Origin of the sequence: Streptomyces sp. NPDC091292 (genome assembly GCF_044757265.1) — a bacterium.
In the GTDB taxonomy this organism is placed as follows: Bacteria; Actinomycetota; Actinomycetes; order Streptomycetales; family Streptomycetaceae; genus Streptomyces.
Genome location: NZ_JBIVUQ010000002.1, coordinates 131,925 through 157,113 on the forward strand (window position 1 = coordinate 131,925; position 25,189 = coordinate 157,113).

Sequence of the window (25,189 nt, forward strand, 5' to 3'; positions counted from 1 at the left end):
GCGGAGCCCAAGAAGCGGAGTTCAGCATCCCGGTTTTCCATGCGCACGCCAAGAGGGGCCGGGCGTCACCTTTGTGAAGCCCGGCCCAATACTTGGTTCCCCGGCCGTCCGGAGCACGCTCAGACGTTGCGCCGGTACTCTCCCCCGACCTCGAAGAACGCCTCGGTGATCTGCTGCAACGAGCACACCCGGGCCGCGTCCATCAGTACGGCGAAGACGTTCTCGCCGCGCACCGCCGCCTCCTTCAGCGCCACGAGCGCCGACTCGGCCGCCTCCCGGTGCCGCTGCTGGAAGTCGTGCACCCGGGTGAGCTGCGAGCGCTTCTCGTCCTCGGTGGCGCGGGCGAGTTCGACGGTCGCCGGAGCGGCGGTGTCGGCGTGCGGGTTACGGAAGGTGTTGACGCCGATGATCGGCAGCGTCCCGTCGTGCTTGCGCTGCTCGTACAGCATCGACTCGTCCTGGATGCGCCCGCGCTGATAGCCGGTCTCCATCGCGCCGAGCACACCGCCGCGTTCGCTGATCCGGTCGAACTCCTTGAGGACGGCCTCCTCGACCAGATCCGTGAGTTCGTCGATGACGAACGCGCCCTGGAGCGGGTTCTCGTTCATCGCGAGGCCCCACTCCCGGTTGATGATCAGCTGGATGGCCAGCGCCCTGCGCACCGAGTCCTCGGAAGGCGTGGTCACGGCCTCGTCGTACGCGTTCGTGTGGAGGCTGTTGCAGTTGTCGTAGAGGGCGATGAGGGCCTGGAGCGTGGTGCGGATGTCGTTGAAGTCCATCTCCTGCGCGTGCAGGGAACGGCCCGAGGTCTGCACGTGGTACTTGAGCTTCTGGCTGCGCTCGTCCGCGCCGTACCGGTCCCGCATGGCGACCGCCCAGATCCGCCGCGCGACCCGCCCCAGGACCGAGTACTCGGGGTCCATGCCGTTGGAGAAGAAGAACGACAGGTTCGGAGCGAAGGCGTCCACCGTCATACCGCGCGCGAGATAGGTCTCGACGTAGGTGAAGCCGTTGGAGAGGGTGAACGCGAGCTGGCTGATGGGGTTCGCCCCGGCCTCGGCGATGTGGTAGCCCGATATGGACACGGAGTAGAAGTTACGGACGCCCTGGGCGATGAACCACTCCTGGATGTCCGCCATCATCCGCAGGCTGAACTCGGTCGAGAACAGGCAGGTGTTCTGGCCCTGGTCCTCCTTGAGGATGTCCGCCTGCACCGTTCCCCGAACCGTCCGCAGCACCAACTCCCGTACCCCTGCCGCCTCTTCGGGTTCGGGCGCCCGGCCGTGCTCGGCGGTGAACGCGTCGAGCCTCTGGTCGATGGCGGTGTTGAGGAAGAACGCGAGGATCGTCGGCGCCGGACCGTTGATCGTCATCGACACGGAGGTGGTGGGGGCCACCAGGTCGAAGCCCGCGTAGAGGTCCTTCATGTCCTCAAGCGTCGCGACGGACACCCCGCTGGTGCCGACCTTGCCGTAGATGTCGGGTCGCGGATCGGGGTCGCGGCCGTACAGCGTGACCGAGTCGAACGCGGTGGACAGGCGCGTCGCCTCACCGTCCCTGGACAGATAGTGGAACCGCTGATTGGTGCGCCGGGGATCGCCCTCGCCCGCGAACATCCGGGCCGGGTCCTCGCCCTCGCGCTTGAACGGGAAGACACCCGCCGTGAACGGGAAACGGCCCGGCAGGTTCTCGGCGCGCAGGAACCGCAGCAGCTCCCCGTGATCGGTGAACCGGGGCAGCGCCACGCGGGGGATCCGGGTGCCGGACAGCGACTCGCGGCGCAGCGCCGTCCGCAGCTCCCGCTCCCGTACGGTGACCACCAACTCGTCGCCGGAGTAAGCCCGTACGGTCTCCGGCCACTCGTCGAGAAGGCGCCGCGCCTGCGGTGGGAGGTCGTCGCGCGCGCCCGCGAGCAACCCGTCGAGCACGGTCGTGGTGGCTCCGGCCGCCGTCACCTCCTCGTGGACCGCGGCCAGCCGCTGCGCCCGTCGCGCCTGCTCGCTCTGCACCGCCGTGTCGGCGTGATAGCCGCGGACCGTCTCCGCGATCTCGGCGAGATAGCGGCCCCGCTGCGGCGGAACGATCTGCGCGGCGCCACTGGAGTGCCGCGTCGTGACGGGTACCAGTGCCCCCGGCTGCACGGGCATTCCGCGCTCGGTGAGCAGACCGCGCAGATGCTGGTAGAGCGCGGTCACCCCGTCGTCGTTGAACGTGGCGGCGCTCGTCCCGAAGACCGGCATGTCCTGCGGCGACGACCCGAACGCCTCCCGGTTGCGGACGAGTTGGCGCCCCACGTCGCGCAACGCGTCCTGGGCGCCGCGCCGCTCGAACTTGTTGATGGCGACGACATCGGCGAAGTCGAGCATGTCGATCTTCTCCAGCTGGGTGGCCGCGCCGAACTCCGGCGTCATCACATACAGCGACACATCCGCGAACGGCACGATCGCCGCGTCGCCCTGGCCGATCCCGGGCGTCTCGATGACCACCAGGTCGTACCCCGCGGCCTTGCACGCCGTGATCGCGTCCGCCAGTCCGTCCGGGAGTTCGCTGCTGCCGCGCGTGGCCAGCGACCGGAAGAACACCCGGTCCCCGTCCAGGGAGTTCATCCGGATCCGGTCGCCGAGCAGCGCGCCACCGCCGCGCCGCCGCGTCGGGTCCACCGCGAGGACCGCGACGCGCAGCTTGTCGCCCTGGTCGGTGCGCAGCCGGCGGACCAGCTCGTCGGTGAGCGAGGACTTGCCCGAACCGCCCGTCCCGGTGATCCCGAGTACCGGCACCCGGCGCTGCGCCGCCGCATCCCTCAGGACCCGCAGCTCGGCGTCCGGAACGCTGCCCTGCTCCAGGCCGGTCACCAGCCGCGCCAGACCCGCGCGCTCCCCGGCCAGTACCTGGGTGACATCGGCGGGACCGGACTCCCACAGGCTGATGTCACAGTCCTTGATCAGCGTGTTGATCATGCCGGCCAGACCGAGGTGCTGCCCGTCCTCGGGCGAGAAGATGTGGACGCCGGCCCGGGACAGCCGTGCTATCTCCTCCGGCACGATGACCCCGCCGCCCCCGCCGAACACCTTGACGTGCCCGGCGCCCCGCTCCCGCAGCAGCTCGACCAGATACTCGAAGTACTCGACGTGCCCGCCCTGGTACGAGCTGACCGCCACGCCCTGGACGTCCTCCTCCAGCGCGGCGTCGACCACCTCGCTCACGGACCGGTTGTGCCCGAGGTGGATCACCTCCGCGCCCTGGGACTGGAGGATGCGCCGCATGATGTTGATCGAGGCGTCGTGACCGTCGAAGAGGCTGGACGCGGTGACGAATCGGACGGGGTGGTCCGGCCGGTGGAGCTGCGAGGCGGCGGTCCCGACGGGCACGGTGCCCTCCAAGATTTAGTAGGACGTCCTAGTAATGGGACGGGTTCAGAGTACGGGAGAGTACGGAGGATGTGGCGCCGGGGGCGGGCTCGGGGAGAGCTGCCCGCCTCCGGCGCGGTGCTGCGGGAGGTCGCGTCGGGGTCGGTCGGGTGGCGACAGGTGGGTGGGCGGCAGGCGCGTTATGGCAGGTTGCGGGCCATGACGATGCGCTGGACCTGGTTGGTGCCTTCGTAGATCTGGGTGATCTTGGCGTCGCGCATCATGCGTTCGACGGGATAGTCGCGGGTGTAGCCGTAGCCGCCGAGGAGTTGGACGGCGTCGGTGGTGATGTCCATCGCGGCGTCGGACGCGTAGCACTTGGCGGCGGCGCCGAAGAAGGTGAGGTCGGAGTCGAGGCGCTGGGACTTGGCGGCAGCCGCGTAGGTGAGCTGGCGGGCGGCCTCCAGCTTCATGGCCATGTCGGCGAGCATGAACTGGACGCCCTGGAAGTCGGCGATCGGGCGGCCGAACTGCTTGCGCTCCTGGACATAGCCGCGGGCGTAGTCCAGGGCGCCCTGGGCGATACCGAGGGCCTGGGCGGCGATGGTGATACGGGTGTGGTCGAGGGTCTTCATCGCGGTGGCGAAGCCGGTGCCCTCGGCGCCGATCATGCGGTCGGCGGGGATCCGGACCTGGTCGAGATAGACCTCGCGGGTCGGTGAGCCCTTGATGCCGAGTTTCTTCTCCGGCGCCCCGAACGACACCCCCGCATCGTCCTTGTCCACGACGAACGCGGAGATCCCCTTCGACCGCTTCTCCGGGTCGGTGACGGCCATCACCGTGTAGTACTGCGACACCCCGGCGTTGGTGATCCACCGCTTGACGCCGTCGAGGACGTAGTGGTCGCCGTCGCGGACCGCCTTCGTCTTCATGCCCGCCGCGTCCGACCCGGCGTCCGGCTCGGAGAGGCAGTACGAGAACATCGCCTCGCCCTTGGCCAGCGGAGTGAGGAACTTCTTCTTCAGCTCCGGCGAACCCGACAGGATCACCGGCAGCGAGCCGAGCTTGTTGACCGCCGGGATCAGCGACGACGACGCGCACACCCGCGCGACCTCCTCGATCACGATCACCGTGGCCAGCGCGTCGGCCCCGGCGCCGCCGAACTCCTCCGGCACATGGACCGCGTGCAGATCGGCCGCGACCAGCGCGTCCAGTGCCTCCTGCGGGAACCGCGCCTCCTCGTCCACGGCGGCGGCGAACGGCGCGATCTTCGCCTCGGCCAGCGCACGCACCGAGTCCCGGAGCATGTCGTGCTCCTCCGCCGGGCGGTACAGATCGAAGTCATGAGACATGGGGCAGCCTTTGTCGAGAGGGTGACACGACGATCGTATGACACTTAGTGTCGGAAGAGTAGGGTACTGAGTGCCCCCATAAGGTTTCATCAGGGAGTGGCCCAGACCAGTGTGAGGTTCCGACGCATGAGCGGTGATCCGACGCATGAGCGGTGAGACACGGCAACGGCCCCCGAACGGCGGCCGGACGAAGCCGGCGATGCGGGACGCGCTCGTCGCGGCGGCGCTGGAGCTGTTCGTGGAGCGCGGCTTCGAGCAGACGACGATCGACGACATCGTGGCCCTCGCCGGGGTGGGCCGCCGGTCCTTCTTCCGCTACTTCCCCTCGAAGGAGGCCGTGGTCTTCCCCGACCACGAACGCTGCCTCGCCGACATGAGCACCTTCCTCGCCGCGGGCGCACCCGACGACGACCCCGTGCACCGGGTGTGCGACGCGGCCCGCCTCGTCGCACGCATGTACGCCGACAACCCGGCGTTCTCCGTACGGCGTTACGGGCTGACCCGCCAGGTCCCCGGGCTGCGCACCCACGAACTCTCGGTCGTCCGGCGGTACGAGAGGGTCCTCGCCGACTTCCTGCGGGCCCGCTTCGCCGTCAGGCCGGACCGCACCCTGCGCGCCGACGTCGTCGCCGCGTCGGTCGTGGCCGCCCACAACCACGCCCTGCGCGCGTGGCTGCGCTCCGGAGGGAGCGGGGACGTACTCGTGGACGTGGACCAGGCGTTGGAGTACGTGCACCAGGCCTGGTGCGACCTGTGCGCGGCGCCCGGCGCGGGCGGTGGCGCGGACGGCGATCCGGCGGACGACGTCGTCGTGGTGTTCGCCAGGCGCGGGGTGCCGATGTGGCGGCTCGTCCAGGGCGTGGAGGCGGCGCTCGGCGAGACGTAGGGCCGCGCCTCTTCCCTGGTGTCGGCCTCCGGCCAGGCCCCGTCCCCGGAACCGAGTTCCGGGGGCGGGGGTACCGAGTGCCCTGGGTGTGCCGCTGAGCAGAGCCCTGCTCAGCCGTTCCCGCCCGGCGTCCTCCGGCGCCGCGCGAACCACCAGCCGCCCCCGGCCACGACGAGCGCCGCGACCACCCCGCCCGCGATCAGCAGGCCCGACGACGAACCGTCACCGGAGTCGTCGGCGGTGTTCTTCGCATCGGACGGTGACGCCGTGCCCTCCGGTGACGGAGTGGACGACGGCGGCGGGGTGGAGGGAGCCGTCGCGCTCGCGGTGGGGCTCGGGCCGAGTGGAGTGGCGCCGGGGGCCGCCGCCTTGAGCTTCAGGAGCGGGGCGGGCTGCTCCGGCTCCTTGCCGCCGCTGGGCAGCTCGATCCAGCGGGACACCTCGCCGTCGCTGTAGGTCTCCACGGCCTTGAACGCCAGCTCCTCGGCGTCCGGGAGCTGCCGCACGGTGACCTTGTGCACGGCGTCCGTGCCGACGGCGAGCTTCGGGCCCGCGACCGCGTACCCGTCGGCCGTGGCCTTGAACGTCCAGCCCTTGGGGGCGGAGTCGAGTGACACGTCGCCCGGTGCGATGCCCTCCGGCAGGACGACCCGTACCTCGGTGAAGCCCGCGGAGCCCGACTCGGCCTCGGAGGTGAAGCTGAGGGTGACGTTCTCCGCCAGGGCCTGCGGGGTGTCGGCGGTGACTTCCACATGCGCGTACGCCGTACCGGCCAGCGCGAGGGTCGCCACGAGCGCGACGGCGCCCGCGAGTCCGGTACGCCGTGTCGCGCGGGTCAGGTGGTGTCTGGGCACAGGGGTACTCCTAGCTGGTGGGGGAGGAACCGGGCGCGTCGAAGTCGCCGCCCGGGTAGGGGAGATGGAGGGCCGAGGGGGTGCCTCAGACGCGGGACGTGACCGCGCGACGGACACCCGTACCGTGCGGTGGGCCCCTGCGCACCACCGCGTGGGCCAAGGTCTCCCTCCCGGCCGGGGCGGGGAGAGCCGCGTACCCGAAGAGCGGTCCGCGCACCGGACTTCGCGTCCCCGTGCGGGAGGTCCGGAAGGCGAGGCGGGGCAGCACTCTGGCCAGTACGGCACCGGCCGCCCGCCCCGCCGCCCGCCTCGCCGTCCGCGCCGTGTCCAGCGCCGACGCCAGCGCGGTGTCCGCGCGGTGCAGCAGCCAGGCCACCGCGGCGGCGGCGAGCAGATGCGCCGCCGTCATGGCGAATCCGGCGTGATGCCATGGATGGCCGTCGCCGGGGACCAGGCCGGAGTGACCGCCGTGGGAGTGCGCGGTGCCGGAGTGCTCGCCCATGCCGACGTACGGTGAGGCCGCCGCGCGTGGATGCGACCCGCCCGCGACCGTCAGTACGCCGTGCACCGCGGCCTGGGCGGCGAGCGTGCACAGGACGACGACCGGCAGCGGACGCGGACGCCGGGCCACCGGCCAGAACACCGCGAACTGGGCCACGGCGAGGGCCAGTACGAGCGCCCACGGCACCGGGCCCTCGGCGACCGTGTGATGCCCGAAGGCCGCGAGCACGCTGCCGGCGACGGCGAACGCGCCCGTCCGCACCCACCTGCCCACGCGACTCACCGTCCCCTCCCGGACCACGCACCACGGACCCCGGGCACCGGACACCGAACCCCGCGCCCGCCCACGCCGCCACCCGACCGCCGGGCGTGATCGCTCATCATCCTCCGGCACCCGCCACCGGTCCCGGGAAATGCGGAATACCGACTGCCGAATGCCAACGGCCCATTAAGTACAACGTATTGACAAACCAGGGTGACGGTTCCTACGTTCGCAGGGCGTCCAGTCAGGCAGTACTACTCGCCGGGTCCCAACTCCGGCTGGTGCCTGCTGTCTTGGGCCTTCCCCTGCCGCCACGGGCGGCGAGCAGGACCGGAGCGACCCCCGAAGGCCCGGACATTGCTCCGTCGAATCGACAGACCCCTGTGCGTCTCGGCGCGCTCATGTCGGTTCGGCTCCCCCTGTCACTCATCCCGACATGAGGTGAAGAATGCACCGAAGCAGACTCCGGCGCGCCTTGATCTGGCGCTGGGGCGTCACGTCGGTCGCCGTCGGCTCGCTCACGGTTCTCCTGGCCGCCGAAGGTCATGCGCAGACCGGCGTCCGTACCGAGGCCGAGGTGGTGGCCGCCGCCGGTGCCATGACGCCTTTCACGACGGTCGAAGCCGAATCCGGGACGCTCGGCGGCGGTGCCCGCGTCCGCTCGATCAAGGCGGGAGATCCGCCACCGACCGTGGCCACCCTGGAGACCGAGGCATCGGGCTACTCGCTGGTCGAGCTGAAGAGCACCGGAGACTCGGTGACGCTGCCGAACAGTTCGGGAAGGAGCGCCAACACCCTGGTCGTGCGCGCCTCGATCCCCGACGCACCGAACGGCGGCGGCATCACGGCGTCACTGAACCTGTACGTGAACGGCACCTACCGCCAGGCGATCACGCTCAGTTCGCAGCAGGCGTGGAACTACCGTGGCGCGACGACGAATCCGGACGACCCCCATGCCGGCGGGGCCGCCTACCGCTTCTACAACGAGTTCCCCATCTGGGTCACCGGCGCTCCCATCCCCGCGGGCAGCACCATCACGCTCCGCAAGGACGCCGCCAACACAGCCGCCGTCTACGACATCGACTCCGTCGACCTGGAGAACGTCGGCGCCGCCCGGACCCAGCCGGCGGGCTCACTCTCCGTCATCGACTACGGCGCGGATCCGGCCTTCGGGCAGGACTCGACGGTCCCCATCCAGAACGCCGTGAACGCCGCCAGGCAGCAGGGCAAGTCGGTGTGGATCCCGCCGGGCAAGTATCTGACGAACAGCCTCGTGTCGAAGCCGCTGGACTTCACCGGTGTGACGGTGGAGGGCGCGGGCATGTGGCGTACGACGCTCTACCGCAAGGTCCCGCTCCCGGCCACCTCGTGGCGCTCGCAGACCCTGGTGGGATCGGGCACCACGCTGCGGGATCTGCAGATCGACTCCAACGCCGTCTGGCGCGACGTGGGCGGCCCCGGCGGCGCGGACTACGGCATCAACGCCAGCGGCGCCGGCGGGTGGCTCGTGGAGCGGATCTGGACACGGCACACCGACGCCAACTGGCTGTCGGGCAGCAATGGCGTCATCCGGGACAGCCGCACGGCGGACGGCTACGGCGACGGATTCAACATCAACAACAGCAACGTGAAGAATCCGGACAAGCTGGGCAACAACATCACGGTGCAGAACAACTTCGCCCGGGGCACGGGTGACGACTCCTACGCGACGTACTCCGACGCCGGTGCCGCCGGCACCAACGGACAGGTGACCGGCGCGAAGATCCTGAACAACACCGCCATCGCACCCTGGTGGGCCAACGGCCTGCGGGTCGCCGGCGGGCAGGGTGTCGAGGTCAGGAACAACCTGGTGAACAGCGTGTCGTCGAACAGCGCGCTGGACATCGGTGTGTTCGGTGACACCGGACACCCCCTGGAATCCGCCACGATCAGCGGAAACGTCCTGATCGGCGGTGGCGGCTGGAACAGCGTCCGGCACGGGGTGCGGATCAGCTCCCCGAACAGTGCCTCGCTGTTCCCGGACGCGTACACGAACGTCACCCTGACCGACAACGTCATGCGCGGAGCGCTCCGCGCGGGCCTCTACATCGACCGCACCCGCGTGAACGTGACGCTGCGGAACAACACGATCGACGGCCCCGCCCAGCAAGGAATCTGGGTCGCGTCAGGGGTCACAGGGCAGGGAACCTTCACGGGCAATGTGGTGAAGAACCTGTTCCCGGGCCAGGTCGCCACCCGCAACGACTCACCGGGCACCTTCCCGATCACCGGCTGACCTCGCACATCCTGGCGCCGGGTCCATCCCGGCCCCCTCACAAGGTTGAGCCCGCGCTCCCGATCGAAGGGGCGCGGGCTCGACCGCGGCTGTCCGCGCGGAGCCGCCGGACAGACGGCTCACAGCCCCCGCACAGGCGCCCGGCCCCCGCGTCGGCGGGGTGACGGGAAAGCCCTTTCCAGACTTCATCAAACGTATTGACAAACTAGGGGGGCCGTTCGTAAGTTCGCAACGCACCACGCCCCCGCACCGCCCCGAACAGCGGTAACTACCGCTCCGACCCGGCCTGCTGGGCGACTTCAACCGACCCCGAACGCCGCACCCAGCCGTGCGGCGCCGATGGGAGCGTGCAATTCCCTTGACCACCGACATCCGGCGGGCCCTCGTCGTCCGCGGCGGTTGGGACGGGCACCAGCCCGTGACCATCAGCGACGGATTCGTGCCGTTCCTCAAGGAGCGGGGATTCGCCGTCGAGACCTCCGGCGACCTCGCGGTGTACGAGGACGCGGAGCGTCTGGCCGCCACCGACCTGATCGTGCAGTGCTGGACGATGGGGACGATCACCCGGCAGCAGAGCGACAACCTCGCCGCAGCCGTCCGCGCGGGCACCGGCCTGGCCGGCTGGCACGGCGGCATCGTCGACTCGTTCCACGACCACGGCTACCACCTGCTGACCGGCGGAAAGTTCGTGATGCACCCGCCGGGCTTCCACGACCACACCGTGCACCCGCTGCCCGAGCACGCCGACCACCCCGTGATCGCGGGCCTCGGCGACTTCGCCGTGCACACCGAGCAGTACTGGGTCCTCACCGACCCGCACAGCGACGTACTGGCCACCACCACCTTCCCGCCCGACGACCTGCGCGACCGGCCCGCCGTGATGCCCGCCGTGTGGACCAGGACGTGGGGCGCGGGCCGGGTCTTCGTCTCGACCCTCGGGCACAAGCCCGACGACTTCGACGTGCCCGAGGTCCGCACACTGACCGAAAGGGGACTGCTGTGGGCGAGCCGCTGAAGCCCTTGAACATCGGCATCGTGGGCGCGGGAAAGATCAGCGGCGCCTACCTCGACACGCTGGAGCATCTGACGTCCGTCCGCCTGACCGCCGTCACCGACCTCGACGCCGGCCGCGCGAGGGCCGTCGCGGACCGGGTGCGGGCGCACGACGGGGGAGAGGTCGCCGTGGCGCCGTCCGTGGCCGCACTGGTCGCCAGGGACGACGTGGACGCCGTCCTCAACCTCACCATCCCGGCCGCACACGCGGACGTCGCCCTGACCGCGCTCGCCGCGGGCAAGCACGTGTACGGCGAGAAGCCCCTCGCGGCCGACCGCAAGGAGGCGGACGCCGTCCTCGCGGCGGCCCGCGCGGCGGGACTGCGGGTCGGCTGCGCCCCCGACACCGTCCTCGGCACCGGCACCCAGACCGCCCGCAAGGCGGTCGACGACGGCCTGATCGGCCGGCCCGTCGCGGCCACCGCCTTCATGACCAGCGCGGGCCACGAGAAATGGCACCCGGACCCGGAGTTCTACTACCGGCCCGGCGGCGGCCCCCTGCTCGACATGGGCCCCTACTACCTCTCGGCCCTGGTCCACCTCCTCGGCCCGGTCACCAAGGTCACCGGCGCCTCGTCCCGGCCGCGCACCGAGCGGACGATCGGCAGCGGCCCCCGCGCCGGACACACCTTCCCGGTCGAGATCGACACCCACATCACCGGCGTCCTGGAACACGCGGGCGGCGCCCTGTCCACGCTGATCATGAGCTTCGACGTACGGGCCGCCCGGCTGCCCCGCATCGAGGTGCACGGCACCGAAGCGTCCCTGTCCGTGCCCGACCCGAACGGCTTCGACGGCGCGGTCGAGATCCAGCGCGGCGACGGCTGGGAGACCCTGCCCGTGTCCGCCGGCTACCGCGCCGCCGGACGCGGCATCGGCCTCGCCGACCTGGCCGACGCCCTGCACACCGGACGCCCGCACCGTGCGTCGGCCGAACTCGCCGCCCATGTCCTGGACACCATGTTCACGCTCATGGACGCGGCGGACCAGGGCCGCACGCTCCCGGTGGCCGGCACCTGCGAGCGCCCCGCCCCGGTCACCGATCCGCCCCGGTGACGGACTCGCCCCACTGACGGACCGGCAGGCCCGATCCGCCCCCGCCGCCCCCTCGTACCAGCCGCACGCTCGTACCAACAGGAGACCCCTTTCATGCACGACGACCGGAACCTGGTCGAGGCCCGCCTGGAACGCGTTCTCAGGGAACGCGTCCGGCCGGCTGTCCACCCCGTCACCACTCCGCTGACCGTGGAGATCTGGTCCACCCCGGACGAACCCGTCCCCGTCGCCGAAGGGCTGGCGGCGCCGGTCCGCCCCATCGCCCCGGGCACCCCCTGGGGCACCCCGTGGGGCACCAGCTGGTTCAAGGTCACCGGCACCGTCCCCGCCGACTGGGCGGGCCGTACCGTCGAGGCCGTCCTCGACCTCGGTTTCACCCCGCGCACCCCGGGCTTCCAGTGCGAAGGCCTTGTCCACCTGCCCGACGGCACCCCGGTCAAGGGCATCCACCCACGCAACTCGTACGTCCGCGTCGGCTCGCCGGTGGCCGGCGGCGAACAGGTCCACTGGCGCATCGAGGCCGCGTCCAACCCCGACCTCGACGCGAGCGGTGTGCCGTTCCGGCCCACACAGATGGGCGACAAGGACACCGCGGGCGACGCACCCCAGTACGTCCTCGGCGAGATGCGGCTCGCCGTCTTCGACGAGACCGTGTGGAACCTGGTCATGGACCTGGAAGTGCTCGGCGAACTCATGGCGGAGCTGCCGCTGGAAGGGGCGCGCCGCTGGGAGATCCTGCGGGCGGTGAGCCGAGCCCTGGACGCCGTGGACCTCCAGGACGTGAACGGCACGGCGCAGGCAGCGCGGGACGCGCTCGCCGGTGTGCTCGCCGCACCCGCCTCGCCGTCGGCCCACCGCATCAGCGCCGTCGGGCACGCCCACATCGACTCCGCGTGGCTGTGGCCGCTGCGCGAGACCGTCCGCAAGGTCGCCCGTACCGCGTCCAACATGACGGCCCTCCTCGAAGACGAACCCGACTTCGTCTTCGCCATGTCGCAGGCCCAGCAGTTCGCCTGGATCAAGGAGCACCGGCCCGAGGTGTACGCGCGGGTCAAGAAGGCCGTCGCCGACGGCAGGTTCGTCCCCACCGGCGGGATGTGGGTCGAGTCCGACACCAACATGCCCGGGTCCGAGGCGATGGCCCGCCAGTTCGTCCACGGCAAGCGGTTCTTCCTCGAAGAGTTCGGCATCGAGAACGACGAGGCATGGCTGCCCGACACCTTCGGCTTCGCGGCGGGCCTGCCCCAGATCATCAGGGCGGCCGGGTCGACCCGGCTGCTGACCCAGAAGATCTCGTGGAGCCGCACCAACAAGTTCCCGCACCACACCTTCCAGTGGGAGGGCATCGACGGCACCCGCATCTTCACGCACTTCCCGCCCGTCGACTCGTACAACTGCGAGATGACAGGACGTCAGATCGCGCACGCGGCACGCAACTTCAAGGAGAAGGGCGCCGCGACGCGCTCCCTCGCACCGACCGGCTACGGCGACGGCGGAGGCGGCACCACCCGCGAGATGGTCGCCAAGGCGGCCCGGATGCGGAGCCTGGAGGGCGCCGCGACCGTCGCGTGGGAGGCTCCCGCGGACTTCTTCGCCAAGGCCGAGGCCGAATACCCCGACCCGCCCGTCTGGGTGGGCGAGCTGTACCTCGAACTGCACCGTGCGACCCTCACCAGCCAGGCGCAGACCAAACGCGGCAACCGGCGCGGCGAGTCCCTGCTGACGGAGGCCGAGCTGTGGGCGGCGACCGCTGCCGCGAGGACGGCATTCCCTTATCCGTACGAGGAGTTGGACCGGATCTGGAAGACGGTGCTGCTGCACCAGTTCCACGACATCCTGCCCGGCTCGTCCATCGCCTGGGTGCACCGGGAGGCGCGCGAGACGTATGCGCGCGTCGCCGAGGAGCTGGAGGGCATCATCGCGGGCGCGCAGCGTGCGCTGGCCGGTGACGCGTCGGGCGGCAGCGAGCTGGTGTTCAACTCGGCCCCGCACACCCGGGGCGGCGTCCCGGCCGGAGGCGCCGCGCTCCGCTCCGCACAGGGCGAGACGGTGCTTCCCGTGCCGCGCGACGACGGTGGCTACGTCCTGGACAACGGCCTGCTCCGGATCGAGATCGACGCTCGCGGTCTGGTGGTCTCCGCCTACGACCACCTCGCGCACCGGGAGGCGATCGCGCCGGGCCGGGCGGCCAACCTCCTCCAGCTCCACCCCGACTTCCCCAACCAGTGGGACGCGTGGGACGTCGACGCCTTCTACCGCAACACCGGCAACGATGTCACCGAGGTCGCCGCGCTGGAGATCGACGGCACCTCGGTACGCGTCGAGCGGGTTTTTGGGGACTCCCGGGTCGTGCAGCTCCTGTCGGTTCCGCTCGACGCCAAGCGGCTCGACATCGACACCGAGGTGGACTGGCACGAGACGGAACGCTTCCTGAAACTGGCGTTCCCGCTGGATGTGAAGGCCGACCGGTACGCGTCCGAGACCCAGTTCGGCCATGTCCACCGTCCCACCCATCAGAACACCAGCTGGGAGTGGGCCAAGTTCGAGGCGTGCAACCACCGCTTCGTGCACGTGGACGAGCCCGGCTGGGGCGTCGCCGTCGTCAATGACGCGACCTACGGCCACGACGTGACCCGCTCGGTACGCACCGGCGCCGACGCGGGAGTGACGACCACGGTACGGGCGTCACTGCTGCGCGCGCCCCGCTACCCGGACCCGGAGACCGACCAGGGTGTGCACCGGTTCCATCACGCGCTGGTGCCGGGCGCGACGATCGGCGACGCGGTCCGCGAGGGCTACCGGGCCAACCTCTCCGAGCGCCGGGTCACCGGGACCGCCACCGAGGTCCCGCCGCTGGTCACCGTGGACGACGACGCCGTGGTGGTGAGCGCGGTGAAGGCCGCAGACGACCGCAGCGGCGACCTGGTCGTCCGGCTCTACGAGGCGCACGGCGGCCGGGCCCGCGCCACGGTCCGTGTCGACGGCTTCGCCGCCGACCGTGCCGTCCTGACCGATCTCCTGGAGCGCCCGCTCCCGGACACCGAGCCGCCGGCGCGGGCCGACGGCGGTGTCGTACTCACCCTGCGGCCGTTCCAGCTCGTGACCCTGCGCCTGCCCCGCGCCTGACGACGGCGCCGCACCGGGACGGCGGCACTCCCGCACCGCCTCCGGGCACCGCCTCCCCGTACCGCCGTCCCGGTGCGCCGACCGATCAGCACGTACCGAAAGAGGACTCATGGCATGACAGCCCGAACCGTACGACCCGCACCACCGAGGGCGGTCTGTGTCATGAACCCCGTTGTCGCCGACCTCGTACTCCCCGAGGAGCTGCGTGAACGGCTCTCCGCGCTCGTCACGCTCGCCCCCGACCCGGTACTCGCTCCCGAGGCGGAAGGTCCCGGCGCGGAAGGTTCCGACGGGGACGCGTTCCCGGCCGCGCTCGCCGACGCGGAGATCCTGGTCAGCGGCTGGGGCTGCCCCCGCCTCACGGCCGACGTCCTGGCCCGAGCCCCCCGTCTGCGTGCTGTCGTGCACGCCGCCGGATCGGTCAAGTCGCTGGTCAGCGAGGCGGTGTGGGAGCGCGGCATCGTCGTGTCGTCGGCGGCCGACGCCAACGCGGGCCCGGTCGTCTCGCACACCGTCGCCCTCGTCACGCTCGCCGCACGGCGCACGCTGACCCTGGCGGCGGGTTATGCGGCGGGCTACGCGGAGGGATGGCCGGCCTTCGAGAGCCGGGCCGGCGCCGACGGCGTCACGGTCGGCATCGTCGGCGCCTCACGCATCGGGCGGCGCGTCATCGCCGAACTGGCCCGCTCCGACGCGGGGTACCGGGTGCTCCTCAGCGACCCCCATGTGACCGACGAGGAGGCGCGGCGGCTCGGCGCACGGCGGGTCCCGCTCGCCGAGCTGTGCCGCGAGTCGCGTGTGGTGAGTGTCCACGCACCGCTCCTGCCGGAGACGACCGGGCTGCTCGACGCCGGGATGCTCGACCTCATCCCCGACGGCGGCGCGGTGATCAACACCGCCCGGGGCGCGATCGTCGACACCGACGCGCTGATCCGCGCGTGCTCCTCCGGCCGCCTTGAGGCGTACCTCGATGTGACGGACCCCGAACCCCTGCCACCCGGCCACCCCCTGCTCGCGCTGCCCAACGTGCTGGTCACCCCGCACATGGCCGGCGCACAGGGCAGTGAGGTACGACGCCTCGGGCAGTACGCCGTCGCCGAGGTCAGACGGTGGGTGGCGGGCGAGCCGCTGCTCGGCGAAGTCACCCCCGAAGCACTCCCGCGCCTGGCCTGACGGCCGCGCGCGCGGAGACCCGCACGGACACGGACACCTGATCACCCAAGGAGGGCAGCTCGTCGCTCTGACTCACCCGACACCTTGTCAACCCGGGGCGGCCGACGAAGACCGTCTCCGGTGAAAGGGCCGCACATCATGACAACGCTTCAACAACCCGCCGCAGACCCGGCCGAGGACGCCGGGCGGGCGGACAGAGGCCGACTGGGGCGCCTGCGCCCACGGCGCCGCCGCGACGCCGCACTGTTCTGGTTCCTGATACCGGGCATCGTCGTCCTGCTGCTGTTCCACTACATCCCGCTCCTCGGCAACGTCATCGCCTTCCAGGACTACCAGCCCTACATCGGCATCCTGCACAGCCCCTGGAGCGGGTTCAGCAACTTCGACGTCATCTTCAACGGCGACCAGCAGTTCGTACGGGCTCTCGTCAACACGCTCCAACTGACCCTGATCCAGGTCGTGTTCGTGTTCCCCGCGCCCATCCTGCTCGCCCTCGCGCTGAACAGCCTGGTCAGCGAGCGGATCAAGAAGTGGGTGCAGAACGTCCTGTATCTGCCGCACTTCCTGTCGTGGGTGGTCGTCGTCTCCCTCTTCCAGCAGATGCTGGGCAACGACGGCATGCTCAACCTGTTCCTCCAGGCCCACGACATGGGCAGCTGGAACATCATCGGCGACCCCGACACCTTCAAGGCGCTGCTCACCTCCCAGGTCATCTGGAAGGACACCGGCTGGGGCACGATCCTGTTCCTGGCCGCCCTGTCCCGCGTCGACAACGACCTCTACGAGGCAGCCGCCATGGACGGCGCCAGCCGCTGGCGCCAGACCTGGCACGTCACCCTGCCCGCGCTGCGCGGCCTGGTGGTCCTGCTGCTCATCCTCCGCCTCGGCGACGCCCTGTCCGTCGGCTTCGAGCAGATCCTCCTCCAGCAGCAGGGCGTCGGCCTGGACAACAGTGAAGTGATGGACACGTACGTCTTCAACCACGGACTCGTGGGCGGGGACTGGGGCGTCAGCGCCGCCGTCGGACTCGTCAAGGGAGTCGTCGGAGTCGCACTCGTGCTGGGCGCCAACAAGATCGCCCATCTCTTCGGCGAAGAAGGTGTCTACCGGTCATGACCACTCTGTCTCCCGCACACTCCGTGCGCCGCAAGCCCCGCAGGGCCTACAGCGCGATCCCCGGCGAGACCCCCGGATCGCTGCCGTGGCGCAGCCTCAAGTCACTGATCCTGCTGGCCTGTGTGGTTCTGGTCGTGCTGCCCTTCGTCGCGATCATCTCGACGTCGCTCGCCGACGCCGACCAGGTCACCAAGGCCGGCGGCTATGTCCTCTGGCCCGACCACCCCAGCTTCTCCGCCTACTCGGCGCTCCTGTCGGGCGGCCTGGTGTCCAAGGCGATGCTGGTCAGCGTCGGCGTCACCGTCGTCGGCACGGCCCTCAGCCTCGTCAGCTCCATCTCCCTGGCCTACGGGCTCAGCCGGCCGGGCTCCTACGGGCACAAGCCCGTCCTCCTGCTGCTGTTGATGTCCATGCTGTTCGTACCCGGCGTCATCCCCAGCTACTTGATGGTCAAGCAACTCGGGTTGATCAACAGTTACTGGTCATTGATTCTGCCCACCATGATCAATGCGTTCAATGTGATCGTGCTGCGCTCCTTCTTCATGAGCATCCCCAAGGAACTCATCGACTCGGCACGCATCGACGGCGCGTCCGAACTGTCGATCCTCACCAGGATCGTGCTCCCGCTGTCCAAGGCGTCGGTCGCCGTGATCGGCCTGTTCTACGCGGTGACGTACTGGAACGCCTTCTTCAACGCCCTGCTGTACATCAACGACGCGTCGAAGTGGCCCATGCAACTCGTGCTGCGGACCTACGTCGTCAACAACGCGCAGCTCAGCGGCGGTCAGGTCGATGTCGCGGCCGGCGCTCCGCTGCCCCCGACCCAGTCGCTCCAGGCGGCGATCCTGGTCCTGTCGATCGTGCCCATCGTGATCGTCTACCCCTTCCTCCAGCGGCACATGAACAAGGGCGTGATGGTCGGAGCGGTGAAGGGATGAACCGTGAAGCGACTAAGGGTGAAGGCGCGAAGGGTGAGAGTGCGAAGGGTGAGGGCACGAAGGGTGAAGGGACGAAGACTGTCATGAAGGCACCACTCAGCCGCCGCGGCTTCCTCGCCTCGGCCGCGGGCGTCACGGCCGGGCTGACCCTGGCCGCCTGTGGGGACCACCGCCCCGCCACCGTGCGCGACGCCAACGCCAGGGCTCAACTGCCCACGTACATCCCGTACCAGGGCGTCCCGACGTCGATGCCCGCAACGGCGGACGGCGTCTCGCCGGGATATCTGCACTACCCGGCCGAGCCCGTCAAGGCGCTGCCGGGCGGACCGCCCGCCAAGGGTCCCGCCATCGACATCATGACGCTGATCTTCAACCCGGTGCCGCCGCCGGTGGACCGCAACGTCATGTGGCAGGCGCTCAACAAGAGCGTCGGCTGCGACCTCAACTTCCAGATCACACCGGTCGGCGACTATCCGAACAAGTTCGCCGTGACGATCGCGGGCGGCGATCTGCCGGACGCGATGCTGATGCTGCGCCCGGACCAGAACTCCGCCGCCACGCCGGACATGCTCGACGCCCTCTTCGAGGACCTCACCGAGCATCTGTCCGGTGACAACATCCGCGACTACCCGTACCTCGCCAACATCCCCAGCGCCTCATGGGCCCCCTGTGTGCGCAACGGCGGGATCTACGCCCTCCCGATGCCCCGCCCGCTCTCCGGCGGCCCCACCTACACCCGCCTGGACCTGATCAAGAAGCGGGGCCTCGATCCGAACCCGAAGTCCTGGAGCGAGTTCTTCCAGCTCTGCAAGGACGTCACGGACCCGAAGGCCAACCAGTACGCCATGGGCGACAGCGTCACCGCGTGGAACTTCATGATGATGATGCTGAAGGGCCCCAACAACTGGCGCGAGGAGGGTGGCAGGTTCACCTGGTACTTCGAGTCGGAGGAGGCCAAACAGGCCCTCGACGCGGTCCGCCAGCTCACCAAGGCCGGCACCATGCACCCCGACACCTACAGCGTCCTCGGCAAGGCCAAGGAGTGGTTCGGCACCGGACGCACCGTCCTGAACCCGGACGCGCCGGTCGCGTGGAACGACTACTACACCACGTACGCGGCGACCGCGAAGGGCCTGGACATCGGCTACATGATGGCGCCCGGCTGGGACGGCGGCACGGGCGGCCAGTGGCAGGGCTCGGCGAACTACGCCACGCTCATCATCAAGAAGGCCCCCAAGGCACGCATCCAGCAGATCCTGCGCGCCATGAACGCCCTTGCATCGCCCTTCGGCACCGACGGCTATCTGCTGCGCAAGTACGGCGTCCAGGGGCCCGACCACACCCTCAGGGGGAGCGATCCGGTGCTCACCCCGCAGGGCCAGGGCGAGGTCACCCTGCCCACCATCTTCGCCACCGACGCACCGATGTCGCTCTACTACCCGGCCAAGCCGGAGATCGTGCCGGACCAGTACGAGTTCCAGAAGGAAGCCATCCGGCGCCTGATCCCCAACCCCGCCGAACCGCTGTACTCGGCGACCGACTCCAAGATGTCCAAACTCCTCCAGACGTCCCTCGACGACACCCGCAAGGGCATCATGCAGGGCCGTATCCCCCTCAGCGAGTGGGACGGTGCCATGAAGAACTGGCGCAAGGAGGCCGGCGACAAGATCCGCGCCGAGTACGAACAGGCATGGGAGACCCGCCACTCATGACCCGCACCCCCGCCGAGGACCGCGCCCACTGGGAGCGGACCGCGGACCGACTGCTGCTCGCCGTCCGGCCGTACGCGACCGACGACCTCGCCCTGATCCGGCTGCCCGGTGTGCCGAGCCACAACGGCGGGCGCAGTGACGGTCTCGAAGGCTTCGCCCGCACGTTCCTGCTGGCCGGTTTCCGGCTGGCGGGGGCGCGCGGCGCCGACCCGCACGACCTCGCCGGGTGGTACGCCACCGGGCTGGCCGCGGGCACCGACCCGAGGAACCCGGACCGCTGGCCCACGTTCGCCGAGTGCAACCAGGCCAAGGTCGAGGCCGCGTCGATCGCGCTCGCGCTGCACGAGACGCGGCCCTGGATCTGGGACCGACTCGACGACCGGATCAGACAGCACGTCCTCGACTGGCTCGCCCCCATGGTCGGCGACCCGATGCCCGGCAACAACTGGATCTGGTTCCAGGGCGTCACCGAGGCGTTCGCCCGCACGGCCGGCGGCCGGTGGCGCCAGCAGGACCTGGACCGTGTCATCGCGCTGACCGACGGCTGGTACGCGGGCGACGGCTGGTACTCCGACGGGCTCACCGGCGGCGAGCACCGCAACTTCGACCACTACAACGGCTGGGCCATGCACCTGTACCCGCTGTGGTTCTGCCGCATCCTCGGTGACGCGGCGCCCAGCGGGCTCCTCGACCGCTACCGCGCCCGGCTGCACCGCTTCCTGGAGGACCAGCGGCTGCTGATCGGCGCGAACGGCTCACCGCTCGTCCAGGGCCGGTCACTCACCTACCGCCACGCCGCGCTCGCCCCCCTGTGGACCGGCGCCCTCTTCGACGCCACACCCCTGGCGCCGGGGGAGACCCGGGCGCTCGCGAACCGCATGCTCGACCACTTCACCCAGCACGGCGCCACGGACGCGGACGACCTGCTCACCCTCGGCTGGCACCGGCCGTTCCGCGGCATCCTCCAGGGGTACTCGGGTCCCGCTTCGCCGTACTGGGCGAGCAAGGGCTTCATCGGGCTCGCCCTGCCGCCGGACCACCCGGTGTGGACCGACGAGGAGTCCCCACTCGCCGTCGAACAGGGCGACTTCGCGCGCTCCCTCGCCGCGCCCGGCTGGCTCGTCTCCGGCACCGCAGCCGACGGAGTCGTCCGCGTCGTCCAGCACGGCGGCGACCACGCCGACCCGAACCGCCCGCACGCGGACGACCCCTGCTACGCGCGGTTCGCCTACTCCACCCACACCGCACCCGAGACCCCCGGGGACCCGACACTCCCCGACGGCAGCGCGGACGCCGACCCGCTCGACAACGCGGTGGTGCTGCTCGACGCGGCAGGCCGCGCGTCCCACCGGCGCCCGACGACCAGGATCTCGCTCGGCGCCACCACCGCAGTCTCCCGCAGCCGCGCGCACTGGCCGGCCAACGCCACCTGGGACGTGTTCGGCGGCCCCGACACCCCGTACACCCTCGGCCCCTGGATCACCGTTGGCTCCGCACTGCGGGGATCGATCGAGGTCAGGGCCGTACGCGTGGACCCCGCGACCGAAACCGAAGCAGCGGGCCCCGGGCACGTCCTGCGCATCGGAGGCTTCGCTCTGGCCGTCGCACCAACGGACCCGCAGGCCGGGGACACCGCCCGGGTCGCGGGCGCCGACGGATTGATCTCCGTCGTCGTCGGCGCGCAGGGGCTCCCGAGGGCGTCCGTGGTCCCCGGCCGGAACAGCAACGCCCTGGGCTCCGCCTCCGCCACCCCGATCGTGGAGACGGCGGGCCCCGCCACCCACGGCACCCTCCACATAGCCCTCATCCACCTCGCCGCCACCGACCCCACCGCCCTACCCCAAGTCACCACCCGCACCGAAGGCACCACCTTGCTGGCAGACGTGACCTGGTCAGACGGCACCCAGGACACCATCCAACTCCCCGCCCCCGAAACCCCCCTGGCCGCGGACGCACCTCATAGGGGGCGCGGGGAACTGCGCAAGGGTCCGGGGTCGAGGGGTGCCCGCGAATCAACCCTGGGCGGGGACGCACCTGTTAGGGGGCGCGGGGAACTGCGCAAGGGTCCGGGGTCGAGGGGTGCCCGCGAATCAACCCTGGGCGGGGACGCACCTGATAGGGGGCGCGGGGAACTGCGCAAGGCTCCGGAGTCGACGGGCACCCGCGAAACAACCGTCCGCACAGACGCACCTCACAAGGGGCGCGGGGAACTGCGCAACCCGCCACAGCCCCCCGGCAACCCCCGGAAGGACCCACCCCGTGCATGACGACCGCCAGATCACCGAAGCCCGCATCCGCAAACTCCTCGACCGGGTCGTCCGCCCAGCCCTCTACAGCGCCACCCGCCCCCTCACCCTGAGCACCTGGCAAGTCGACGGCGAACCGGTCCCGGTGGCGGACGCCCTGGCCGCCGCCTACGACCCCTTCACCCTCGGCGCGACCTGGGGCGGCCCCTGGGCGACAACCTGGATGCGGGCAAGCGCCGAAATCCCCGACGAGTGGTCGGGACGCCGTGTCGAGGCCGTCTTCGACCTCGACTTCGACCTGACCAAGGGACCGGGCGGCCAGGCGGAGGGCCTGGTCCACGACGCACAGGGCACCCCGCTCCAGGGCCTGCATCCGTACAACCGCACTGTGCTGCTCACGGACTCCGCGACCGGCGCCGACCGCGTCGACCTGCTCATCGAACTCGCCGCCAACCCGCCCATCGTCGGCAGCGCGGGACTGCACCTCCACCACGGTTCGCGGGAGACCGCAGGCACCGCGCCCCTGTACCGGCTTCAGCAGGCCGAGATCGCGGTGCGCGAGCACGACGTATGGCACCTCGTCCACGACATCGAGGTGCTGGACGAGCTGATGCACGAACTGCCCGTCGGCTCGTCGCGGCGCCACGAGATCCTGCACGCCCTGCGCCGCGCCGCCGACGCCGTCGACCCGACCGACGTGGCGGGCACGGCGGGAGTGGCCCGCGACCGCCTCGCCGACGTGCTGTCCCGTCCCGCGCACGCCTCCGCGCACACCGTCGCCGCCGTCGGGCACGCCCACATCGACTCGGCCTGGCTGTGGCCGGTCCGCGAGACGGTACGCAAGTGCGCCCGCACCTTCACCAACATGACCACGCTGGCGGAGGAGTACCCGGAGCTGGTCTTCGCCTGCTCCTCGGCGCAGCAGTACGCGTGGATGAAGGAGCAGCGCCCGGAGATCTTCGCCCGGATGAAGAAGGCCGCGGCGGAGGGCAGTTGGGTGCCCGTCGGCGGGATGTGGGTCGAGGCCGACGGGAATCTCCCCGGCGGTGAGGCGCTGGCCCGCCAACTCGTGTACGGGCGCCGCTTCTTCGCCGAGGAGTTCGGGATCGAGCAGCACGGGGTGTGGCTGCCCGACTCGTTCGGCTACACCGCTGCCTACCCCCAGCTCGCCAAGTTGGCCGGCGCGAAGTGGTTCCTCACGCAGAAGCTCTCGTGGAACGAGACGAACAGGCTGCCGCACCACACCTTCGCCTGGGAAGGCATCGACGGCACCCGTATCTTCACCCACTTCCCGCCCGTCGACAGCTACAACGCGTCCCTCACGGCCGCCGAACTCGCCCACGCCGAAAGCAACTTCGCCGAGAAGGGCGTGGCGACCCGCTCACTCGTCCCGTTCGGCTACGGCGACGGCGGTGGCGGCCCCAGCCGCTCCATGCTGGAGAAGGCCCGCCGCCTGCGCGACCTCGAAGGCTCGCCGAAGGTCGTCATCGAGGCGCCCGACGCCTTCTTCGCGGCGGCGCGCGCCGAGCGCGAGGGCGAGGGCGACGGCCAGGGTCAGACCCACGGCCGGGTGGATCAACTCCCCGTATGGCGAGGTGAGTTGTACCTGGAGAACCATCGCGGCACCTACACCAGCCAGGCCCGCACCAAGCGCGGCAACCGGCGCAGCGAGGCATTGCTCCGCGAAGCCGAACTCTGGGCCGCCACCGCCGCCGTCCGGACCGGCGCGCCGTACCCGTACGAGCGGCTGGAATCCCTCTGGCAGCGGGTCCTGCTCAACCAGTTCCACGACATCCTGCCCGGCTCGTCCATTGCCTGGGTGCACCAGCAGGCCGAGCGCGAGTACGCCGAGATCCACACCGAGCTGGAGACACTGATCGCCGACGCGGTCGCCCACCTGCCCGCGCCCCCCGCGCCCCCCGCGCTCCTCAACGCCGGGCCGTACGCGCGCCGCGAGGTCGCCGTCGTCCCCGACCAGGGGTTCCCCGGTGCGCAGCGCCTGTCCGACGGGCGCGCGGCCGTCCTCGCCGAGGTCGCCCCGCTCGCCTCAGGCGCCACGGCGGCCCCCCGGGGCGCCGTCACCGCCCGCGCCCAGGACGGCGGTTTCGTCCTCGGCAACGGAGAGGTGACCGTCGTCGTGGACCGGCGCGGCCTGCTCACCTCGGTGTACGACCACACCGCGCAGCGCGAGGCCATCGCGCCCGGCGCGGCGGGCAACCTCCTCCAGCTCCACCCCGACGACCCGAATCTGTGGTCGGCGTGGAACATCGACCCGTACTACCGCGACACGGTCCGCGACCTGGACGAGGCCGAGTCGGTGACCCTGGTCGACGCGGGGCCGCTGCTGGCGTCGGTCCGGGTCGAGCGCGCCCACGGATCATCCCGGTTCACCCAGTACATCGAGGTCGCCGCGGAGAGCAAGCAGGTGACCGTCCGCAGCGACATCGACTGGCAGGAGCGCGACACCGTACTGAAGGCCGCGTGGCCGCTCGACGTGCACGCGGAACGGGAGAGCGCCGAGATCCAGTTCGGCCATGTGCAGCGGCCCACCCACGAGAACACCAGTTGGGACGCGGCCCGCTTCGAACTGTGGGCACACCGCTGGGTCCACGTCGGCGAGCGGCACTGGGGCGCCGCCGTGCTCAACGACTCCACCTACGGACACGACGTACGCCGCGACACCCGCGACGACGGCGGAACCACCACGACCCTGAGGCTCTCGCTGCTCCGCGCCCCGCACAGCCCCGACCCCCAGGCCGACCGGGGACGGCACCGCTTCAGCTACGCCCTTCTCGCGGGCGCCGGCATCGAGGACGCCATCGCCGGGGGCTACGCGCTGAATCTGCCCCTGCGGCCCGCCCCGGCCGAGGCACGGCCCCTGGTCGCCCTCGACACCACCGACGTGGTGGTGGAGTCGGTGAAGCTCGCGGACGACCGCAGCGGTGATGTCGTGATCCGGCTGTACGAAGCGTGCGGCGGAGCGGTACCGGCGCGGCTGTCCGCGGGATTCCCGCTCGCCGCCGCACACGAATGCGACCTTCTTGAGCAGCCGATCCAGGAGTCCGCACTCGCCTCCGACGACGGAACCGTCGCCCTCAGGTTCCGGCCCTTCCAGATCCGCACGCTCCGTCTGCGGCCCGCCGTGGCGGGCGCCAAGTCGCCCGATTCCGTGGACGGGTGAGGAGGACGGGCGCACCTCGTACGGGGTGCGCCTCCCGCGGCCTATGATTCGAACGATTCAGTGCCGACGGATCGCGCGGCGGCGCACCACCACCCACAGCGCCGCCGCCCG

At 70.8% G+C, this 25,189-nt stretch carries 15 protein-coding genes; 11 read left to right on the forward strand and 4 right to left on the reverse strand.

The features are described from left to right. Window positions 1-119: 119 nt before the first annotated feature. Together icmF and ACIQNU_RS08710 are read right to left on the reverse strand one after the other, a co-directional pair. Window positions 120-3,368: a fused isobutyryl-CoA mutase/GTPase IcmF gene (icmF, locus tag ACIQNU_RS08705; RefSeq protein WP_401362876.1), complete on the reverse strand. Its 3,249-nt coding sequence runs from the start codon at window positions 3,366-3,368 to the stop codon at window positions 120-122. 179 nt (window positions 3,369-3,547) lie between these two features. Continuing rightward, window positions 3,548-4,699, reverse strand: coding sequence for an acyl-CoA dehydrogenase family protein (locus tag ACIQNU_RS08710; protein WP_401362879.1), 1,152 nt, complete (start codon window positions 4,697-4,699; stop codon window positions 3,548-3,550). 145 nt (window positions 4,700-4,844) lie between these two features. Between ACIQNU_RS08710 and ACIQNU_RS08715 the strand changes: the two genes are divergently transcribed. Beyond that, on the forward strand, window positions 4,845-5,585 hold the full coding sequence (locus ACIQNU_RS08715) for a TetR family transcriptional regulator (protein ID WP_401362882.1): 741 nt from the start codon (window positions 4,845-4,847) through the stop codon (window positions 5,583-5,585). A gap of 110 nt (window positions 5,586-5,695) precedes the next feature. On the opposite strand, the gene ACIQNU_RS08720 is transcribed toward ACIQNU_RS08715, so the two are convergent. Both ACIQNU_RS08720 and ACIQNU_RS08725 read right to left on the reverse strand, forming a co-directional pair. Further along, complete coding sequence (locus tag ACIQNU_RS08720; RefSeq protein WP_401362885.1) at window positions 5,696-6,439, reverse strand: DUF1775 domain-containing protein; 744 nt, start codon at window positions 6,437-6,439, stop codon at window positions 5,696-5,698. Window positions 6,440-6,524: 85 nt separating this feature from the next. Next, the gene (locus tag ACIQNU_RS08725) at window positions 6,525-7,214 is read right to left on the reverse strand and encodes a hypothetical protein (protein ID WP_401362888.1); all 690 of its coding nucleotides are present in this window, start codon (window positions 7,212-7,214) and stop codon (window positions 6,525-6,527) included. A gap of 436 nt (window positions 7,215-7,650) precedes the next feature. On the opposite strand from ACIQNU_RS08725, the gene ACIQNU_RS08730 reads away from it, so the two are divergent. The 10 genes from ACIQNU_RS08730 to ACIQNU_RS08775 all read left to right on the forward strand — a co-directional run bounded on the left by ACIQNU_RS08730 (window position 7,651) and on the right by ACIQNU_RS08775 (window position 25,078). Beyond that, window positions 7,651-9,477 (forward strand): right-handed parallel beta-helix repeat-containing protein, encoded by a 1,827-nt coding sequence (locus tag ACIQNU_RS08730; protein ID WP_401362891.1) that lies wholly within the window; start codon window positions 7,651-7,653, stop codon window positions 9,475-9,477. Window positions 9,478-9,835: 358 nt separating this feature from the next. Next, a complete protein-coding gene (locus ACIQNU_RS08735; RefSeq protein WP_401362894.1) occupies window positions 9,836-10,492 on the forward strand; it encodes a ThuA domain-containing protein in 657 nt (218 codons plus the stop codon). Continuing rightward, a complete protein-coding gene (locus ACIQNU_RS08740; RefSeq protein WP_401362897.1) occupies window positions 10,477-11,586 on the forward strand; it encodes a Gfo/Idh/MocA family protein in 1,110 nt (369 codons plus the stop codon). Before ACIQNU_RS08735 ends, ACIQNU_RS08740 begins: the two co-directional genes overlap by 16 nt. A 93-nt stretch (window positions 11,587-11,679) precedes the next feature. Continuing rightward, the gene (locus ACIQNU_RS08745; RefSeq protein ID WP_401362900.1) at window positions 11,680-14,712 is read left to right on the forward strand and encodes an alpha-mannosidase; all 3,033 of its coding nucleotides are present in this window, start codon (window positions 11,680-11,682) and stop codon (window positions 14,710-14,712) included. Window positions 14,713-14,826: 114 nt separating this feature from the next. Further along, the gene (locus tag ACIQNU_RS08750) at window positions 14,827-15,885 is read left to right on the forward strand and encodes a hydroxyacid dehydrogenase (RefSeq protein WP_401362902.1); all 1,059 of its coding nucleotides are present in this window, start codon (window positions 14,827-14,829) and stop codon (window positions 15,883-15,885) included. 138 nt (window positions 15,886-16,023) lie between these two features. After that, window positions 16,024-17,001, forward strand: a complete 978-nt coding sequence (locus ACIQNU_RS08755) for an ABC transporter permease (RefSeq protein ID WP_401362905.1) — start codon at window positions 16,024-16,026, stop codon at window positions 16,999-17,001. Beyond that, window positions 16,998-17,939, forward strand: a complete 942-nt coding sequence (locus ACIQNU_RS08760; RefSeq protein ID WP_401362907.1) for a carbohydrate ABC transporter permease — start codon at window positions 16,998-17,000, stop codon at window positions 17,937-17,939. The genes ACIQNU_RS08755 and ACIQNU_RS08760 overlap by 4 nt, the downstream gene beginning before the upstream one ends. 83 nt (window positions 17,940-18,022) lie before the next feature. Then, entirely contained in the window at window positions 18,023-19,651 is a 1,629-nt protein-coding gene (locus ACIQNU_RS08765; protein WP_401362910.1) for a substrate-binding domain-containing protein, read from the forward strand. Beyond that, entirely contained in the window at window positions 19,648-21,918 is a 2,271-nt protein-coding gene (locus ACIQNU_RS08770) for a DUF2264 domain-containing protein (protein ID WP_401362913.1), read from the forward strand. Before ACIQNU_RS08765 ends, ACIQNU_RS08770 begins: the two co-directional genes overlap by 4 nt. Next, window positions 21,911-25,078, forward strand: coding sequence for an alpha-mannosidase (locus tag ACIQNU_RS08775; RefSeq protein WP_401362915.1), 3,168 nt, complete (start codon window positions 21,911-21,913; stop codon window positions 25,076-25,078). Before ACIQNU_RS08770 ends, ACIQNU_RS08775 begins: the two co-directional genes overlap by 8 nt. The last annotated feature ends 111 nt before the right edge of the window (window positions 25,079-25,189 follow it).

Excerpts from the sequence above, each read along its gene's own strand:
- ACIQNU_RS08715 (WP_401362882.1), top strand. The coding sequence starts at position 4,845 with ATGAGCGGTGAGACACGGCAACGGCCCCCGAACGGCGGCCGGACGAAG.
- ACIQNU_RS08755 (WP_401362905.1), top strand. The coding sequence starts at position 16,024 with ATGACAACGCTTCAACAACCCGCCGCAGACCCGGCCGAGGACGCCGGG.
- ACIQNU_RS08750 (WP_401362902.1), top strand. The coding sequence starts at position 14,827 with ATGACAGCCCGAACCGTACGACCCGCACCACCGAGGGCGGTCTGTGTC.
- ACIQNU_RS08710 (WP_401362879.1), bottom strand. The coding sequence starts at position 4,699 with ATGTCTCATGACTTCGATCTGTACCGCCCGGCGGAGGAGCACGACATG.
- ACIQNU_RS08745 (WP_401362900.1), top strand. The coding sequence starts at position 11,680 with ATGCACGACGACCGGAACCTGGTCGAGGCCCGCCTGGAACGCGTTCTC.
- ACIQNU_RS08760 (WP_401362907.1), top strand. The coding sequence starts at position 16,998 with ATGACCACTCTGTCTCCCGCACACTCCGTGCGCCGCAAGCCCCGCAGG.
- ACIQNU_RS08730 (WP_401362891.1), top strand. The coding sequence starts at position 7,651 with ATGCACCGAAGCAGACTCCGGCGCGCCTTGATCTGGCGCTGGGGCGTC.
- ACIQNU_RS08765 (WP_401362910.1), top strand. The coding sequence starts at position 18,023 with ATGAAGGCACCACTCAGCCGCCGCGGCTTCCTCGCCTCGGCCGCGGGC.
- ACIQNU_RS08770 (WP_401362913.1), top strand. The coding sequence starts at position 19,648 with ATGACCCGCACCCCCGCCGAGGACCGCGCCCACTGGGAGCGGACCGCG.